Source organism: Sphingobium sp. LF-16 (assembly GCF_003711185.1).
GTDB lineage: Bacteria > Pseudomonadota > Alphaproteobacteria > Sphingomonadales > Sphingomonadaceae > Sphingobium > Sphingobium yanoikuyae_A.
In genome coordinates this window covers 3,894,271-3,911,275 of record NZ_CP029335.1, presented here as the reverse complement: position 1 = coordinate 3,911,275, position 17,005 = coordinate 3,894,271, and the positions used below count along the sequence as shown (strand labels likewise).

Here is a 17,005-nt window from a genome sequence, read left to right as displayed (position 1 = left end):
CGATTTCAGACAGTCGGACTCAGCGCCCGGTCCATTGCGGCGTGCGTTTTTCGGCAAAGGCGCGCGGTCCTTCCTGCGCGTCCTCGCTATGATAAGTATATTCGGAGGCGGCGCGGGCAGCCTGTAGCGCGGCGGCGCGGCCCATCTCGGTCGCCAGCATCACCGTGTCGCGCCCGGCCTTCACCGACAAGGGCGCACCCTCCAAAATCTCCGCGGCCAGATCGAGCGCCGCCTGCATCAGCGCTTCCGGCTCGGCCAAGCGATTGACCAGGCCGATCTCGTAGGCTCGGCTCGCGGTGATCGGTTTGCCGGTCAGGATGATCTCCATCATGATCCGCTGCGGGATCATGTGGATGAGCGGCGCGGCCCAGGGCGAGCTGCGCCCGACCTTCACCTCGGTAATGGCGAAGCGCGCGGCCGTGCTGGCAACGCACAGGTCGCAGGCCTGGGCGATCATCCAGCCGCCGGCAAAAGCCACACCATTCACCGCCGCGATCGTCGGCTTGCTGAGTTCTATACTGTCATAGGGCAGCGGGAACATGGCGCGCGGCGGCACGGTCATGCCGGTGTCGACCATTTCCTTGAGGTCGCCGCCCGCGCAGAAGGCCTTGTCGCCCGCGCCGGTCAGGATGGCGACGCGCAGCGCCGGATCATGTTCGAACCGGTCCCAGGCGGCGCGCAGCCCTTCGCGCACGTCGCGGCTCAGGGCATTGCGCTGGTCGGGGCGGTTGATGGTGAGGATGGCGATGCCGTCGGGCCGCGCCTCGAACAGGACAGGATCGGTTGAAGCGTCGGGCATCAATACCCCCTCTGCTGGATGATATGGGCCGACCGCTCCAGCTCCTCGCGGAAGATGGGGTCGGCGATGGCGATCAGGCGGCGAGTGCGTTCGGCCAGCGTCTGCCCTTTCAGTTCCGCCGCGCCATATTCGGTGACGATGATGTCGATATCGCTGCGTGCGGTGGTGACGGGGCCGGACAAGGCTGGCACGATCTTGCTCAAACTGCCGCCCTTGGCCGAGGCGGACAAAGCGATGATCGAGCAGCCGCCGGGCGAGCGGGCGCCGGCGCGGACGAAATCGACCTGGCCGCCGGTGCCGCCCAGATAGGCCGCGCCCGACTGTTCGGCATTGACTTGGCCGGTCAGGTCCACCTCCAGTGCGCTGTTGATGGTGACGAGGCGGGATAAGCGCCCCAGCACGGCGGCATCATGGGTGTAGCTGGTCGCGCACATGCGGATGGCCGGGTTGTTATGCGCCCAGTCATAGAGGCGGCGGGTGCCGATCAGCGCGCCGTTGATCGAGACGCCGGTGTCGATTTCCTTGCGGGCGTTGGTCAGCACGCCGGCCTCCGCCAGGTCCACCAGCCCGTCGCCCAGCATGCCCGAATGGACGCCCAGGTCGCGCCGGTCGCCCAGCAGTCGCAATATCGCGTCGGGCACCGCGCCGACCCCGGTCTGGATCACCGATCCGTCGCCGATATAGGCGGCGCAGTGGCGGGCGATCGCCTCGTCGGTCTCGCTGATTGTCGCGGGCGCCACCTCGACCGGCGGGCGCGACACGGGGATGGCGACGTCGATCGCCGAGGCCGGGATCAGCTCGCCCGGCACATAGGGCACGGCTTCGTTGATCTCCGCGATCACCACCCGCGCCTTGTCCACGGCGGCGCGGACATAGTCGCCGATCAGGCCGCAGCTATGGTGGCCGTTGGCGTCGGCCGGGCTGAGCTGGATCATCGCCACGTCGCAGCCGATGATGCCGGCCGTGATCATCGGCGCGACCTGGCTGACATGGACGGGGATGACCTGCAGCTTGCCGGCTTTCGTCATCGATCGCAGCGCGCCGATCGCGCCCATGGAGGAAAGGCGGAAACTGTCGGCGCTTTCGGGGGTGAAGAGCCCCGAGAAGCTGGTGGCGATGAAGGCGGACAGGTCGCCGATCCGCGCACCCTGCTCGATCAGCGCGCTGACCAGGCTGACCGGCTCGCCACAGGCCTGGCCAAAGACGATGCGGTCGCCGCGCCGCAGATAGGGGGTGAGGTCGATCACGACGCCCCCGCCTGGCGCAGCAACTGCTCGGCGCGGCTGAGATAGGGCCGGTCGAGCATCCCGCCCTTGTAGCCGATCGCGCCGACGCCGGGATTGGCGGCGAAGATGTCGACGATCGCCTGGGCTTCGGCGATCTCCTCTTCGGTCGGGGTGAAGGCCGCGTTGATGACATCGACCTGCGCCGGGTGGATCGCCAGCATGCCGCGATAGCCGTCGCGCCGCACCTTTTCGGCGCGTGCCTTCAGCCCGTCGAAGTCGCGGAAATCGCCCTGGATCGTCTCGATCGCGGTGACGCCGGCGGTGGCGGCGCCCAGCAGGCACATGGAGCGCGCCAGTTCATAGGTGAAGCCATAGCTGCCATCGGCATTGCGGTTGGAACTCGCACCGATCGAGTCGGCCAGATCCTCCGCGCCCCAGGTCAGCGCCACCACGCGCGGCGCGCCCTTGTAATCGCCGGTATGGAACATGGCTTCGGCCGTTTCGGTGACCAGCACGATCAGCGGGGTCGATCCCCGTTCGATGCCATGCGCCGCCTCGAACGCGGTCAGATAATGGTCGAGCAATTCGACATCCTGCCGGCCATAGACTTTGGGCAGCATGATGCCGCCCGGCCGCGCCGGCATGATCGCGGCGAGATCGTCGAGCGTATAGGGGCCGTCGAGCGGATTGACCCGGACCCACAGCCGCTCGCGCCCTTCCGGCCTGGCGGCGAGGAAATCATGCACCATCTGGCGGGCGAGCGGCTTGTTCTCGGTCGCGACCGCATCCTCCAGGTCGAACAGCGCGATGTCGGCGGCGCTGTCCGCTGCCTTGGCCATTTTCTTCTCGCTGTCGCCCGGCGCGAACAGCCAGGAGCGCATCTTGATCGGCAGCGTCATCGTTTTCGCCTCAATAGGATTTGGGCAATTCCAGCACCTTTTCGGCGATGAAATTGAGGATCATGTGGGGGCTGACCGGGGCCGTGCGCGGGATCAGCACTTCGCGCAGCAGCCGTTCGACATGATATTCCTGGGCATATCCCATGCCGCCCAGCGTCAGCATCGCGGTATGGCAGGCCTCGAACGCGGATTCGGCGGCGAGATATTTGCCGCTGTTCGCCTCCACGCCGCATTCCTCGCCCTTGTCGAACAGGGTGGCGGCCTTCATCACCATCAGGTTCGCCGCCTCCAGCTGCATCCAGCATTTGGCGAGCGGATGCTGGATCCCCTGATTCATTCCGATCGGCCGGTCGAAGACGATGCGTTCGCGGGCATAGCGGGCGGCGCGCTGGATCGCGTTGCGACCGATGCCGATCGCTTCGGCGCCCAGCAGGATGCGCTCCGGGTTCAGCCCCTTGAGGATGATCCTGAAGCCCTGACCTTCCTCGCCGATCCGATCCTCCTCGGGGATGAAGAGGTCGTTGATGAACAGCATGTTGGAGCCGACCGCGTGGCGGCCCATCTTGGGGATCAGCTGATGCTCGATCCTGTCACGATCGAGTTTGGTGAAGAAGAGCGACAGGCCCTGCGTCTTGTTCTTCACTTCATCGAGCGGGGTGGTGCGGGCGAGCAGCATCATCCGGTCGGCGACATGGGCGTTGGTGATCCAGATCTTCTCGCCATTGACGCGATAGCCGCGCTCGACCCGTTCGGCTCTGGTCTTGAGCTTGGTGGTGTCGAGCCCGGTATTGGGCTCGGTCACGGCAAAGCACATCTTCTCCGCGCCCGAGATGATCGGCGGGATCATCCGCTGCTGCTGCTCGGCCGTGCCGAACAGGGCGATCGGCTCCAGGCTGAAGACCGGGCCGTGGATGCTGGACGCCGCCGTCATGCCGCCGCCCGCTTCCGCCACCGCCTGCACCATGATCGCGGCCTCGGTGATGCCCAGGCCCGCGCCGCCGCTGGCTTCGGGCATGGCGATGCCCAGCCAGCCGGCGTCGGCCATCGCCCGGTGGAAATCGAACGGGAAGACGGCATCCCTGTCCCGTTCCAGCCAATAATCGTCGGGGAACTGGGCACAGAGCTGGAACACCGCGTCGCGGATGTTCCTCTGGTCTTCGGTCAGGGCAAAATCCACGTCTCAGGGGGCCTTCTGCTGGCGTCTGGATGATCGCCTGCGGGTATCATCCGGCCTCCCGCGCGCACAATCGGGCGGCCCCACATATCGGTGGGGCGAAGGGGTTGCGCGTGGATTTCGCCGCGCCCTTGGCCTAGCCCCAAGGCAGTTATGGGGAGAGGATGATGGACGCGACGCACATGCCGAAAGGGCCGCTGGCCGGGATCCGCGTGGTGGACCTGACGGCGATGGTATTCGGCCCCTATGCGACCCAGATCATGGCCGACATGGGCGCCGACGTGATCAAGATCGAACCGCCGGCGGGCGATGCCACGCGCTACATCAATGCCGGGCCGACGCCCGAGCTGGGCGGCGTCTTCACCAACGTCAATCGCGGCAAGCGCAGCCTGGTGCTGGACCTGCGGCAGGAGGCGGACAAGGCGACGCTGCGCGCGCTGATCGCCACCGCCGATGTCTTCATCCATTCGATGCGCGGCAAGGCGATCGCCAAGCTGGGCTTCGACTATCAGGCGGTGAAGGCGATCAAGCCCGACATCGTCTACACCAATTGCTATGGCTATAGCCGACGCGGGCCGAACGGCGACAAGCCCGCCTATGACGACACGATCCAGGCCGAATGCGGCATCCCGCATCTGCAACAGCTGATGACCGGCAAGCCCGATTTCATGGCAACGATCATCGCCGACAAGGTGGCGGGCCTCACTGGCCTTTATGCGACGATGATGGCGCTGTTCCACCGTGAACGCACCGGCGAGGGGCAGGAGGTGGAAGTCTCCATGTTCGAGACCATGGCGTCCTTCATGCTCACCGAACATGCGAGCGGCATGCTGTTCGAGCCGCCGCTAGGGCCGGCCCATTATCACCGCGTCGTCGCCCGCAACCGCAAGCCCTATGCGACCAAGGACGGCCATGTCGCCGCGCTGGTCTATAATGACAAGCATTGGAACGCCTTCGTCGCGGCGGTGAACCCGCCCTGGGCGACCGAGGAGTTCGACACGCTGGCCAAGCGCGCAAAGCAGATCGACCGGGTCTATGGCCTGCTCGGCGAAACCTTCGCCGAGCGGACGACGCAGGAATGGCTTGAGTTGTTGGAGGCGCTGCATATCCCCGCCGCGCCGCTGCGCACCACGGACGAACTGTTCGACAATGCGCATCTCAACGCGATCGGCTTTTTCGAGACGGTGGAGACGCCGCAAGGGCCGGTGCGCTTCCCCGGCGTGCCGACCTGGTTCTCGCAGACTCCCGGTCGGGTCGCGGGCGGCGCGCCGGAACTGGGCGCGCATAGTCGCGAAGTGCTGGACGAACTGGGCGCAGCCGTCCATCGGTAGGGCGATGGGTTGGGGCGCTGCCTTGGCGCTCCCCGGCCCGCCCTATACCACTTCATCCAAGCAAGAAATCTGGGTGAGGCATGGCATGGTTGAGGCTGCTGAAATGACGCGCGCGGGCTTCCCGCTGGAAATCAGCGATCCCGAGCGCATTCCCACGGCACGCTATTATGACGCGGATTTCTATCGCCGCGAATGCGAGGAATTGTGGCCCCATGTCTGGCAGATGGCCTGCCGCGTGGAGCAGGTGCCCGAGGTCGGCGACTGGATCGAATATAGCAATCTGGGCAAGTCCGTCATCATCGTGCGGACCAAGGACGGGATCAGCGCCTTTCATAATGCCTGCCGCCATCGCGGCGTGCCGCTGACCGAGGGCAGCCATGGCAATTGCAAGGGCAAGGGCTTCATCTGCCCCTTCCATGGCTGGCGCTGGAATATCGAGGGCAAGAATACCTTCGTCTATGGCCGGCACATGTTCTCCGAGCATCAGCTGGACGAGCAGGATCTGGCCCTGCGCCCGTGCCGCACCGAGATCGAGATGGGCTGCGTCTTCATCAATTTCGACGATGACGCGCCCTCGCTGCGCGAACAGCTCGGCCCGCTCGCGGTGGGGCTCGACGCCTATAATGCCGACAAGATGCGCGCCGAATGGTGTTTCGGCACGGTGCTGCCGGCCAATTGGAAGGTCGCGATGGAAGCCTTCATGGAAGGCTATCATGTCATGCGCACCCATCCGCAGCTGCAGCAGAAGGTGCCGATCCTCTACAACATGATGTACGGCATGGACACCGGCGGGATTGGCGTGCCGATCAATCCCAACCGGTCGATGAAGGAAAATATCGTCGACCAGGTCGACCATATGCAGCTGCTGAGCGAGGGCATGGCCGGCATGTGCCATGCCAAGGATGTCGCGGTCGCCCGCACGCTGATCGACGTCGAACTGCCCGAAGACCCGCAACAGGCGATCATGCACTGGTTCGGCATGGTCAATCATTGCGTGACCCAGGCCGGGCAGGCACGCGGCGAACCCACGCCCGATCTCAACAAGCTGGCGGTGGAAACCCCGGTCAAGTCGGTGGAGTTCATCTTCCCCAACTATTTCCTGCTGCCCTTCCTCTCCAGCATGGCGGCCTATCGCATCCGCCCGCTCGGCCCGGAAAGCTGCATGTTCGAGCTATGGTCGCTGACCCATTTCGCCGAGGGGCAAGAGCCGCCGGTGGTGATGGAGCCGGTAATGCTGCCTTATGACAGCGATCAGTTCCCGATGATCCCGCGTCAGGATTATTCCAACATCCCGCTGCAGCAGAAGGGGCTGCATGCCGAGGGTTTCGACTTCATGCGCCTGTCCAAGGTGATCGAGGGGCTGATCAGCAATTATCAGCGGATCATCGACGGCTATATCCGGCATGAACCCATGGACAAGCTGAGCGCCGCGACGCAGAAGCTGGCCGGCAATTTCGACGGGCCGGTGCTCGACCTGGGCTTCTGAGCCGGCGGGAGGCGGGGTCATGAAATTCGCCTTCGGCATGCCGCGGCTGATCGAGCTGAAGGCGACGATGCAGCCCTGGGAATTGTCGGTCACTGGGGCGGACCAGACGCGGCTGGCCAGGCGGGCCGATGAACTCGGCTATGACATGATCAGCGTGCCGGAACATTTCCTGATCCCGCGCGCCCATGTCGACCTGTCGGGGCCGCATCATTTCCATGCCTATGCGGCGATGGGCTATTATGCTGGCGCGACCAGCCGCATCCGCATCAACAGCTCGATCGCGATCCTGCCGCTGCAGCATCCCGCGATCACCGCCAAGGCGCTGTCGACGATCGATTGGCTGTCGGGCGGTCGGGCGATGGTGACCTTTGGCGCGGGCTGGTTGGAGCAGGAGTTCGACTTGCTCGGCGTCCCCTTCCACCAGCGCGGGCGAATGTGCGACGAATATCTGGCTGCGATCGTCGAGCTGTGGACCAGCGATGATCCGCAATTCGAGGGCGAGTTCGTCTCTTTCCACGATGTCGCCTTTGCCCCGCGCCCGGTGCAGCAACCGCATCTGCCGATCTGGATGGGCGGGGAGGCCGACGCCGTGCTCAGGCGCGCCGCCCGTCATGCCAGCGGCTGGTGGCCCTATCTGACGAAACCCGAGGATATCCCGGCCAAGATCGACTTCATCAAGTCGCAGCCCGGCTATGACGGCCGGCCGTTCGACGTGATGTACGGCTTTGCCACCAGCCGGGTCGGCGAGGGGCATGCCGTGGTCGATGATCCGCGCGCCCGGCCGGGTATGACCGCACCGGAGATCATCGACCGGCTCGGCTGGTTCGCGACGCTGGGCGTCACCATGAGTTCGGTGCCGATCCCGGCGGTGCGCAGCATCAGCGAATATGAGGATTATGCCCGCTGGGTGATCGAGGAGATCAAGCCCAAGCTGGGCTAGAGCCTGATCGTCTGAGGTGAAAGCGCACCGCGCTTTCACCGATGGCGTGAATCAGGCTCTCTCAAGGATTCTAACCCCAGAGCGCATCGGCCGCGGCGAGCGCCTGGCCGCCACGCCCGCCCAGTTCGCCGATCAGCGCCTTGAGCCGATAGGTCCACAGGTGTAGCGGATGTTCCAGCGTCATGCCCATGGCGCCGAGGAACTGGTGGAAATCATAGACGCTGGTCCGCGCCGATTCCTGCACGTGCAGCGCCGCCAGCGCTGCGTCGCCGGCATCGAGCGTGGCCGCCGCCTTCATCGCCAGCCAGTAGAGGCCGTTGGCGCGCACCTGCGCCTCGGCCAGGCGATGGCGCAGCGCCTGGAAGGTGGCGAGCGGGCGGCCGAACTGCTGGCGATCGGTGACATAGGTGCTTGTGCTGTCGAGCGCGGCAGCGAGCAGGCCCGCCGCCTCCGCCGCCAGCGCCACGCGCCAGCGGGTACGGACATCGTCGGCCGACACGGCATGATCGGTAAGATCGTCCGGCTGGGCGATCAGGCTGCCCATCGGATAGGCGTAGAGGGCTTCGGGTTCGGCCCGGACATGGTCGGGGCCGGCGATGAAGCTGCGCACCCGGTCCGGTCCGACCAGCAGCACCGTCGCGCCGGGGGCGAGGAAGCGGACCGGACGATGCGCCTTCCCCTCCTCCATCAGGCAGAGCGGGCGCGACGTCGCGTCGCCCAGCAGCGGACGGATGAGGGCGCTGGCCGCTGCCTCCATCGTCTGGGGCAGGCGTGCCAGCCGCTCGACCACCAAGGCGGCGCTGATCGCGCCCAGATCGGGATCGAAACCGATGTCGAGGAAGCCGCCTTCGGCGAGGTCGCGGTCCAGCGCCTCGCTGCTGAGGGCAAAGCCCGCCTCATGCAGCGTCGCGCCGGCATAGGGCCGGGTCAACGTGTCGATCGCGTCGAGGATTGCGATCTGGTCGTCGGTAAGGGACAGGTCCATCAGCGCGGCTCCCGCGGCAGTTTGAGCACATCACTGGCGATGATGTTGAGCTGGATCTCCGCCGCGCCGGCGGCGATGCCCGCGACGATCCCGCGCTGATGATGCATTTTGAGATAGGGGTGGGCGTCGGCCAGTGCCTGCGGCAGATATTCGACGATGAATTCGCATACCCGCCGTTCGGCCATCACCGTGGCGAAACGGGCGGAGCTGGATTCGGCGCCGATCACCTCGCCCCGGCAGCGGCGGTCGACGATCGCATAGCTGGCCATCCGTGCCGCTTCGCACAGGGCGGCGGCATGGGCGGCCTCGATCCGCACCGCCTCGCCGGCAAATTCGCCCTGCGTCTGGAGCAGCGCCACCGCCCGGTCGAGCGCGGCGCGGGCGAGGGCATAGCGGGGAATGCCGAGCCGCTCATTGGTGAGCGAATAGCCGATGATTTCCCAGGCCTGGCCTTCCGCACCCAGCCGCGCCTCAACCGGCACGACGACATCGTCGAAGAAGACTTCGTGAATATCGCCTTCGCCGATCAGCGAGGGGATTTGCCGCACGGTGATGCCGGGCGTGTCCATCGGCACCAGCAGGATGGAAATGCCCTGCTTGCGATCGTCGCTGGTGCGGCAGACCAGGAAGCAGGTGTCGGCAAGGCCCGCATAGCTGGTCCAGATCTTCTGCCCCGACACGCGATAGACATCGCCGTCGCGGGTCGCGCGGGTGCGCAGCGAGGCGAGGTCGGAGCCGGATCCGGGTTCGGAAAAGCCCTGGCACCACAGCGCCCGGCCGCCGGTGATGGCGGGCAGATAGCGCGCCTTCTGCGCGTCCGAGCCGTAGCGGATCAATGTCGGCCCGACCCAGTTGACGTTCATATATTGGCCGCCGCGCGGTTCGCCCGCGATCCACATTTCCTCGGCCAATATGGTCTGATGCCAGGGGTCGAGGCCCTGGCCGCCAATCTCCCTGGTCCAGTGCGGGGTCAGCAGGCCTTCGTCGGCCAGGCGCCCGCAAAAGGTGCGGGCATAGTCAGTCAGCGCCGGGGAGGCCGGGCCATGTTGCGAGAAACGTTCCCAATCCTGCGGCAGCGTCGCGGCGAGAAAGTCGCGCAACCGCTGGCGAAAAGCCTCTTCTTCCTGCGTCCATTCAAAATCCATTGGTCCACGCATCCCCTGCCGAACAGGGATGCGATACTGAAGAGCAGCGCGCCGCAACAGGGCGGCGGGCAAGAGAACGCCCCGGTGATGGGCGTGGGCCGGGCCTTGCCGCGCTCCACCGGCTTGGGCAGCTTTCGGGCATGAGCGAGCGCGATTTCAAAATGGCAGCCTCCCTGGATGAGGTGCCGCTGGGCAAGACCAAAAGCGTGACCATCGACGGACGGACTATCCTGTTGTGCAACAGCGACGGGCAGATTCATGCCATCGCCGCGCTCTGTTCCCATGCCGACGAACCGCTCGCCTGCGGTCGTATTCGCCTGGGCTGGATCGCCTGCCCGGCGCATGGCGCCCGGTTCGACCTGGAGACCGGCGCGCCGCTGACCGGCCCGGCGAGCGAACCGATCGCCACCTATCCGGTCCGCATCGTCGACGACATGATCGAGGTGGCGATCTAGCCCTGTTCCCTTTTCGTCATCCTGACGGAGGTCAGGATCCATTTGGCACTACGGTTGAGAGCGAGCGCTGAATGGATCCCGGATCAAGTCCGGGATGACGGAGGAGGTGGTTGCGTCGTTGCGTGTCCGATCGAAGGAAGGGCTTACCAGCCATCGCCTTGGGGATATCGCCGGCCGCCATCTTGCGGGGGGCGGCGCAATTGGGCCTAGCGTCGGGGATGAGAGGAACCGGAACGGGATGGAGGGGCAGGCTTTGACCGATGCGCTCGACAGGCTGCGGCAGGAAGTGCGCCAGTGGCTGGCCGACAATGCGCCGCACGGCTGGCGCGAGCGCAGCAGCAGCGAGGCCGCCTTCCTGCAGATCCAGCGCGACTGGTTCGCCAAGCTGGTCGAGGGCGGCTATGCCGTGCCGCACTGGCCGGCCCAATGGCCGGGCGGCGGCCGCTCGCTTGCCGAACAGAAGATCCTCTATGAGGAACTGGCGCGCGCCGATACACCGCGCCTGCTGCTGTCCTTCATGTCGACCTATCATGCCGCCTGCACCCTGTTTGAATGGGCGAGCGAGGCGCAGCAGGCGCTGCTGATCCCGCGCATCCTGGCGGGCGAAATCTGGTGCCAGGGCTTTTCCGAACCCAATGCCGGATCGGACCTTGCCAATGTTCGCACCCGCGCCGAGCGGGTCGGCGACCATTATGTGGTCAATGGGCAGAAGCTCTGGTCGACCATGGGCCAGTTCGCTGACAAATGCCTGTTGCTGGTGCGCACCAGCAATGACGGGCCGAAACAGGCCGGCCTCACCTATCTGCTGCTCGACCTCAAGGCACCGGGCGTCACCGCGCGGCCGATCCATCAGATACATGGCGACGAGGAATTTGCCGAGCTGTTCCTCGACAATGTCGAGATTCCCGTCGCGGACCGGCTGGGCGCGGAAGGCCAGGGCTGGGCCGTGGCGCAATCCACCCTCTCGTCCGAACGCGGCCTGACCCTCTTGGAACTGAGCGCCCGGCTGCGTGGCGCCTTGTGGCGGCTCGGCGACCTGATCCGCGCGCAGGGCCGGCAGGACGATCAGGGCATAGTCCGCGACTTCGGCCGGTTGAGCGCCAAGGTGGATGCGACCTGCGCCGTCGCCGACCAGTTCCTCGCCAACCGCATCGCCGGGATCGAGCGGGTCGGCGACGCGTCGATCGTCAAGCTGTCCTACTCCCGCACGCTGCGAGAGTTCACATCGCTCGGGATTCGGCTGGGCGGCATAGAGGCGCAATATCACAGCCCGATCACCTTTGGCGGCGGCATGGAGACCGGCAACTGGATGGCCGATTTCATGAACAGCTATGCCTGGACCATCGCCGGCGGCAGTGACGAGGTGCAACGCAACATCATCGCGGAACGACTGGTGGGCATGCCGCGCGAACCCAAGAGCTGGACGCTGAAGGAGGGCGCGGCATGACCATGACCCGCGCGGAAGTGCAGGATGCGGCCGACAAGGCGTTCGGCCAGAGCGAGCTTGCCCCGGATGCGGCGCAGAGCTGGGCGCTGATCGCCGAGATGGGCTGGCTGATGATGGGCGTGCCGGAGGATCTGGGCGGCCTTGGCCTCGGCCGCGAGGCGGCGGGCGTCATCCATCAGCGCATGGGCAAGGCGCTGGTGCCCGGCCCCGTGCTGGCGCAGATGCTGACGATCGAGGCGCTGGCGGCGGCCGATGATCTGCCCGAGCGCGACGCGCTGATCGCCGACGCCATGGCCGGCGAGGTGATGACCGCATCGCTGGCGGGTGGGCTGGACGGCGCCGACCGGCTGACCTGCGTGCCCGATGCCGATACCGCCAGCCATATTTTGCACGTCACCGACGATCGGGTGGCACTGGTGCCGGCCGAGCAGGTTGCCGTCACCTATCGCGCCGGATGGGACAAGAGCCGTCGCCTGTTCGATGTCGTCCTTGAAGGCACGGGCCTTACCTTGGCAGAGGGCGATGCCGCCCGCGCGCTGGCCGATCGGATCGAGGCGCTGCGCCTCTTCTGCCTGGCGGGCGACAGCCTGGGCGGCGCGGAGGCGGCGCTGGCGATGACCGTCGCCTATCTCGAAACGCGGCAGCAGTTCGATCGGCCGCTGGCGCTGTTCCAGGCGCTCAAGCATCGCGTCGCCGACATGCGGACGCAACTGACCGCCGCCGACGCCCTGTTCTGGAGCCGGGCGCAGCAGGCCGACGTCGATATCATCGCCCTGGGCGCGCTCAAGGCGCTGGCCTGCGCCGTCTATCGACTGGTCGCGGAAGAGGCGATCCAGCTCCATGGCGGCATTGGCCTCACCATGGAGCATCCCTGTCACCTGTTCCTGAAGCGCGCGATGCTGAATGGCGCGCTCGGCGGCGATGCGGATCATTGGGACGAACAAATGGGCAGGGCGGCGCTGGAGGCTGCAGCCTGAACCGGCAAAAAGGGAGAGGAAGCGATGCGTCGATCGATTGCAATGGGCATGACAGCCCTGTCAGCGCTACTGATGGCCGGCATGGCGGGGGCGCAGCAGGGCAGCGCACCTGCCGGGCCTGCAAGCGCCGCCGAAGACCCGCTCTTCACCCAGCCCTATATCGACATCGACGAATGGCGCGATGCGCCGGTGCGGCACCGCTATGTCCATGGCGGGTTCAAGGGGACGGAGACCCGTTTCTCCTTCTATTTCCCCGACAAGGCGCACTATCAGGGCCGCTTCTTCCAGCATATCACGCCGGTCCCGGATGACGAGAATCTGGCGCAGAAGCTGACCGATGGCGAGGAAAATTATATCGGCTTTTCGATCGCGTCGGGCGGCTATTATGTCGAGACCAATGGCGGCGGCCGCGACCAGGTGGGCATGCCGGGCAAGCCCAATGACTTCACCATCGCCGCCTATCGCGCCAATGCTGCATCGGCCCGCTATTCGCGCGTCGTCGCGCAGCAGATGTACGGCGGCAAGCGCCCCTATGGCTATGCCTTTGGCGGCAGCGGCGGCGGCTTCCGCACCGTCGGCTCGATCGAGAATACCACCGGCGTGTGGGACGGCGTCGTCCCCTATGTGCTGGGATCGCCGATGGCGCCGCCCAACATGTTCTCCGTGCGGATGCGCGCGATGCGGGTGCTCAATGACAAATTCCCGCAGATATTGGACGCGGTCGAGCCGGGCGGCTCGGGCGATCCTTATGCCGGGCTAACGCCGCAGCAGGCGTCGGTGTTGCGCGAGGTGACGGCGATGGGTTTCCCGACGCCCAGCTGGTTCGGCTGGAAGACGATGGGCATCCACGGCTTTGCCGCCCTCTATGGCGGGATGGTGATGGCCGATGCCGGCTATTTCACCGATTTCTGGACCAAGCCGGGCTATCTCGGCCATGATGATCCCAAGAGTTTCGAGGGCTATCGGCTGCAGCATGATGCGACCATCGCTGCACCGATCAGCGCGGCGCAGGCGGCGGACCTGAAGCTCGACACCCGCATCACCGACGGCGCGGCCAATGTCGACAATGCCTTTGCCGCGCTACAGGGTCGGGCGGCACAGCGTATCGTCGCCTTCCGCCTGTCGAGCCCGCCACCCGCCACCTATTTCGTCGGCGGCGACCTGATCGTCGGGTCGGGCGCGGCGCAGGGCAAGCGGCTGACGATCAACCGCATCGCTGGCGATGTCGTGATTCTGGGCGTGGTGGACGATGCCGTGGTCGACCTGCTGAAGGCTGGCGACAAGGTGCGGGTCGACAACAGCAATTTCCTCGCTGCCGAAACCTATCACTGGCATCAGGTGCCGCCGGCCGACGCCGGCTATCCGGTCTGGGATCAGTTTCGCGGGGCCGATGGCAAGCCGCTCTATCCCCAGCGACCCTTCTTGCTCGGCCAGCTTTTCACTGCGGCGACCACCGGCAAGCCGTTGGGCCAGCCACCGATGACCGGGCAGTTCCGGGGCAAGATGATCCTGGTCGAAAATCTGTGGGATCGCGAAGCCATGCCTTGGCAGGGCGACTGGTATCGCCAGCGGGTGATCGCTGCGCAGGGCGCGAGCGCCGACCAGAATTTCCGCATCTGGTTCACCGATCATGCGCTGCACGGCGACAGCAGCCATCAGGAAGACCCGACCCGCACGGTCAGCTATCTGGGCATGCTGGAACAGGCGCTGCGCGACCTGTCCGCCTGGGTGGAAAAGGGCGTCGCCCCGCCCGCCAACACTGCCTATCGCATCGATAATGGCCAGGTGATCGTGCCGGCCGATGCGGCGGTGCGCGGCGGGATCCAGCCGGTCGCCAGCGTCACCGCCAATGGCGGCGCGAAAGCCGTCGTGAAGCCGGGCGCTGCCGTGACTTTCCGCGCGACCATCAGCGTACCGCCGGGCACCGGTCGGATCGTGTCGGCGGAATGGGATTTTGACGGCAGCGGCGCCTTTGCCGAAAAGGCGAAGCTGCCCGCCGGATCGGGCAACGGCCTGACCCTGACCACGCGCCACAGCTTCGCCGCGCCCGGCACCTATTTCCCCGCGCTGCGCATCGCGTCGGAGCGCAAGGGCGACGCCGCCACACCCTATGCCCGCATCCAGAATCTGGGCCGGGTGCGGGTCGTCGTCCAATAGCGGCAGAGGCGGCGCCGCATCATGTGGCGCCCCTGTCCCGTCAGTTCGACACGTCAGGGCATTGGCCCGGACGCTTTTCTTCCTTGCCGGCCTTGAACCAGCGGGTCGATTGGGCATCGACGGCCTCGTCATAATAGCAGACCTCGGCCGTGCCGCTGGCCGGATCAACCAGGGTCAGCCATTGGTGCGGGCCGCAATTATGGGTCTCGCACGACCAGGCCGCGACCTTGCCGTCGACGGTCGCGATCGGCGAAGCGGGGCCGCCCTCTTCCAGCACCCATTTGCGCACCGCCTTGTCCGCGACCGCCGCCTTCACCGCCGCGACCACGGCGGGATCGTCATTCCAGCTATGGGCGCCGACCTTGTCGAAGGGATATTTGCCGACATAATGGCTGAAGGCGTCCCCTGTGGAAGCGGCGGCATTGGTCGCGTTGGCGGCGTTCGCCATGGCATTTTCGACCGCGTTGACCGCATTGTCGGCGGCATTGTCGGCCGGGCTGCTCTTCTGACCGCTGCAGGCGGCCAGCCCGGCAGACAGGAGGACGGGCAGGGTCAGGACGGTCCAGAGGCGGTGGCGGGTCATCGGCGGTCCTTTGCGCGGTAGGGATGACCCCATGGTGGGGCGGGACGCGGCAGCGAGCAAGCGCGATTGCGCCACGGGCGCGGAAATTGGCGGCTGATCCGTCTGTAGGGGCAGATGATCTTCGATTGCGAAAGGCCCCTGCCCGATGCGTTCCCCCCCTGCCCTGATCCTGCTCGCCAGCCTGGCCGCCGCGCCCGCCACCGCCCAGACCGCGGCACCCGCCGACGGCCCGTTGAAGGTGGAAAATTACTACCGCGTCAAATGGGGCGGGATGGGCCAGTTCCTGACCACCTATCACAAGCAGCATGAAGCGTTGCTGCGCGAGATGATGCGGCAGGGCTATATCAGCGAAGTCACGGTCGAGATGCCCTTCACCCATATGGGCGGCAGCACGCGGTGGGACGTGCGCACCACCATCGTCTACAAGCATGGCGCCGACGGCGTGGGCGCTGGCGAAGCATACAAGGCGGCGATGGCGGCGGCCAAGGCGCGGATGTTCCCCGACAAGGCGGCGTTCGATGCCGAGGAGGCCAAGCGCATGGCGGTGACGGAAGATCATTGGGACGTGGTGCTGGAACCCGCGCCATAAGGATCGGCAGGCCATTTGGGGGCATCGCTGCGGTGGACCGTGAAGCTGTCGCGATTCATGGGTCAAATGCCCCCTTTTCCTTTGCCCGAAGCCACGCCATGTTGGGCGGAGTAAAGTGCATCGCGGGAGGCAGGCAAACGCATGTTCGGCGCATTGTGGAATCGAATCTTCGGCAAGACCAACGCCCCCGAGCAAGAACCCGCCCTTCCCCCCTATGATCCGCTCGCCGCGCTGCGCGACCAGGTCTGGCGCGACGTCGCCGGGGGATTTCATGACGATGACGCGATCCTGACCGCCGCCCACGACACGTTCGTCGAGGAACTGCCCGGCCCGACCCTGCGCCGCGAGGCATCGGCCGCGCTGCGTCAGGCGCTGGCCGAGCATAATGCCGCCGAAAAGGCCTGGCCCGACATGACCGATTGCGACCGGCTGGACGCGGCCTTTGCTGCGCTGGAGGCGGAGGGCGTGATCGCGCGGCAGAATTTCACCTGCTGCGGCAGTTGCGGCGCGATCGAGATCTGGGACGAGATCGAGGAAGCGATCGGCGAAGGGCGTCCGGCCGAGGGCTATGCCTTTTTCCACATGCAGGACACCGAGGCGGCGGTGGAGGGCGAGGCGCTCTACCTCAATTACGGTGCCTGCGCAGCGGGCGAGGCGGCGGCGCTCGACATCGGCCGGCGGATCGCCGCCCAGCTCGACGCGCATGATCTGGCGGTCGACTGGGACGGCAGCTGGAGCATGCGCATCCAGGTGGTGCTCGACTGGAAGAAGCGCCGCACCCTGCGCATGCTGGAAGCCTGAACCGGCGGCGC

General features: G+C 66.2%; 16 protein-coding genes. 9 read left to right on the top strand and 7 right to left on the bottom strand.

The features are described from left to right. Nucleotides 1-19: 19 nt before the first annotated feature. Genes DIZ22_RS18390 through DIZ22_RS18375 form a run of 4 tightly spaced genes read right to left on the bottom strand, consistent with a single transcriptional unit; the run spans nt 20 to nt 4,101 of the window. A complete protein-coding gene (locus DIZ22_RS18390; RefSeq protein ID WP_048936754.1) occupies nt 20-799 on the bottom strand; it encodes an enoyl-CoA hydratase-related protein in 780 nt (259 codons plus the stop codon). Continuing rightward, complete coding sequence (locus DIZ22_RS18385; protein ID WP_048936755.1) at nt 799-2,046, bottom strand: acetyl-CoA hydrolase/transferase C-terminal domain-containing protein; 1,248 nt, start codon at nt 2,044-2,046, stop codon at nt 799-801. Before DIZ22_RS18385 ends, DIZ22_RS18390 begins: the two co-directional genes overlap by 1 nt. Beyond that, entirely contained in the window at nt 2,043-2,924 is an 882-nt protein-coding gene (locus DIZ22_RS18380) for a CoA ester lyase (RefSeq protein WP_048936756.1), read from the bottom strand. The genes DIZ22_RS18385 and DIZ22_RS18380 overlap by 4 nt, the downstream gene beginning before the upstream one ends. Nucleotides 2,925-2,934: 10 nt before the next feature. Continuing rightward, the gene (locus DIZ22_RS18375; protein WP_048936757.1) at nt 2,935-4,101 is read right to left on the bottom strand and encodes an acyl-CoA dehydrogenase family protein; all 1,167 of its coding nucleotides are present in this window, start codon (nt 4,099-4,101) and stop codon (nt 2,935-2,937) included. A 164-nt stretch (nt 4,102-4,265) separates the two neighbouring features. On the opposite strand from DIZ22_RS18375, the gene DIZ22_RS18370 reads away from it, so the two are divergent. The 3 genes from DIZ22_RS18370 (at nt 4,266) to DIZ22_RS18360 (ending at nt 7,855) form a co-directional block, all read left to right on the top strand. Continuing rightward, on the top strand, nt 4,266-5,429 hold the full coding sequence (locus DIZ22_RS18370) for a CoA transferase (protein WP_048936860.1): 1,164 nt from the start codon (nt 4,266-4,268) through the stop codon (nt 5,427-5,429). Between the two features lie 103 nt (nt 5,430-5,532). Then, nucleotides 5,533-6,915, top strand: a complete 1,383-nt coding sequence (locus DIZ22_RS18365) for an aromatic ring-hydroxylating dioxygenase subunit alpha (protein ID WP_048936758.1) — start codon at nt 5,533-5,535, stop codon at nt 6,913-6,915. Between the two features lie 19 nt (nt 6,916-6,934). Then, nucleotides 6,935-7,855 (top strand): TIGR03619 family F420-dependent LLM class oxidoreductase, encoded by a 921-nt coding sequence (locus DIZ22_RS18360; RefSeq protein ID WP_122928506.1) that lies wholly within the window; start codon nt 6,935-6,937, stop codon nt 7,853-7,855. A gap of 70 nt (nt 7,856-7,925) precedes the next feature. On the opposite strand, the gene DIZ22_RS18355 is transcribed toward DIZ22_RS18360, so the two are convergent. Then, entirely contained in the window at nt 7,926-8,840 is a 915-nt protein-coding gene (locus DIZ22_RS18355) for an acyl-CoA dehydrogenase family protein (protein ID WP_122928504.1), read from the bottom strand. Further along, nucleotides 8,840-9,985 (bottom strand): acyl-CoA dehydrogenase family protein, encoded by a 1,146-nt coding sequence (locus tag DIZ22_RS18350; protein ID WP_048936761.1) that lies wholly within the window; start codon nt 9,983-9,985, stop codon nt 8,840-8,842. The genes DIZ22_RS18355 and DIZ22_RS18350 overlap by 1 nt, the downstream gene beginning before the upstream one ends. Nucleotides 9,986-10,125: 140 nt before the next feature. Here DIZ22_RS18350 and DIZ22_RS18345 point away from each other — a divergent pair, with 140 nt between their 5' ends. The 4 genes from DIZ22_RS18345 (at nt 10,126) to DIZ22_RS18325 (ending at nt 15,021) form a co-directional block, all read left to right on the top strand. Further along, nucleotides 10,126-10,440 (top strand): non-heme iron oxygenase ferredoxin subunit, encoded by a 315-nt coding sequence (locus DIZ22_RS18345; RefSeq protein ID WP_052076579.1) that lies wholly within the window; start codon nt 10,126-10,128, stop codon nt 10,438-10,440. A 238-nt stretch (nt 10,441-10,678) separates the two neighbouring features. Next, entirely contained in the window at nt 10,679-11,887 is a 1,209-nt protein-coding gene (locus DIZ22_RS18335) for an acyl-CoA dehydrogenase family protein (protein WP_048936763.1), read from the top strand. Next, nucleotides 11,884-12,864: an acyl-CoA dehydrogenase family protein gene (locus DIZ22_RS18330; protein WP_048936764.1), complete on the top strand. Its 981-nt coding sequence runs from the start codon at nt 11,884-11,886 to the stop codon at nt 12,862-12,864. The genes DIZ22_RS18335 and DIZ22_RS18330 overlap by 4 nt, the downstream gene beginning before the upstream one ends. Before the next feature lie 24 nt (nt 12,865-12,888). Further along, nucleotides 12,889-15,021, top strand: coding sequence for a PKD domain-containing protein (locus tag DIZ22_RS18325; protein ID WP_122928502.1), 2,133 nt, complete (start codon nt 12,889-12,891; stop codon nt 15,019-15,021). Between the two features lie 40 nt (nt 15,022-15,061). Here DIZ22_RS18325 and DIZ22_RS18320 read toward each other — a convergent pair whose 3' ends face one another. After that, complete coding sequence (locus tag DIZ22_RS18320; RefSeq protein WP_048936765.1) at nt 15,062-15,604, bottom strand: hypothetical protein; 543 nt, start codon at nt 15,602-15,604, stop codon at nt 15,062-15,064. Between the two features lie 145 nt (nt 15,605-15,749). Between DIZ22_RS18320 and DIZ22_RS18315 the strand changes: the two genes are divergently transcribed. Further along, a complete protein-coding gene (locus DIZ22_RS18315) occupies nt 15,750-16,193 on the top strand; it encodes a hypothetical protein (protein ID WP_048936766.1) in 444 nt (147 codons plus the stop codon). A gap of 141 nt (nt 16,194-16,334) precedes the next feature. Continuing rightward, complete coding sequence (locus DIZ22_RS18310) at nt 16,335-16,994, top strand: hypothetical protein (protein WP_004209437.1); 660 nt, start codon at nt 16,335-16,337, stop codon at nt 16,992-16,994. Nucleotides 16,995-17,005: the final 11 nt, after the last annotated feature.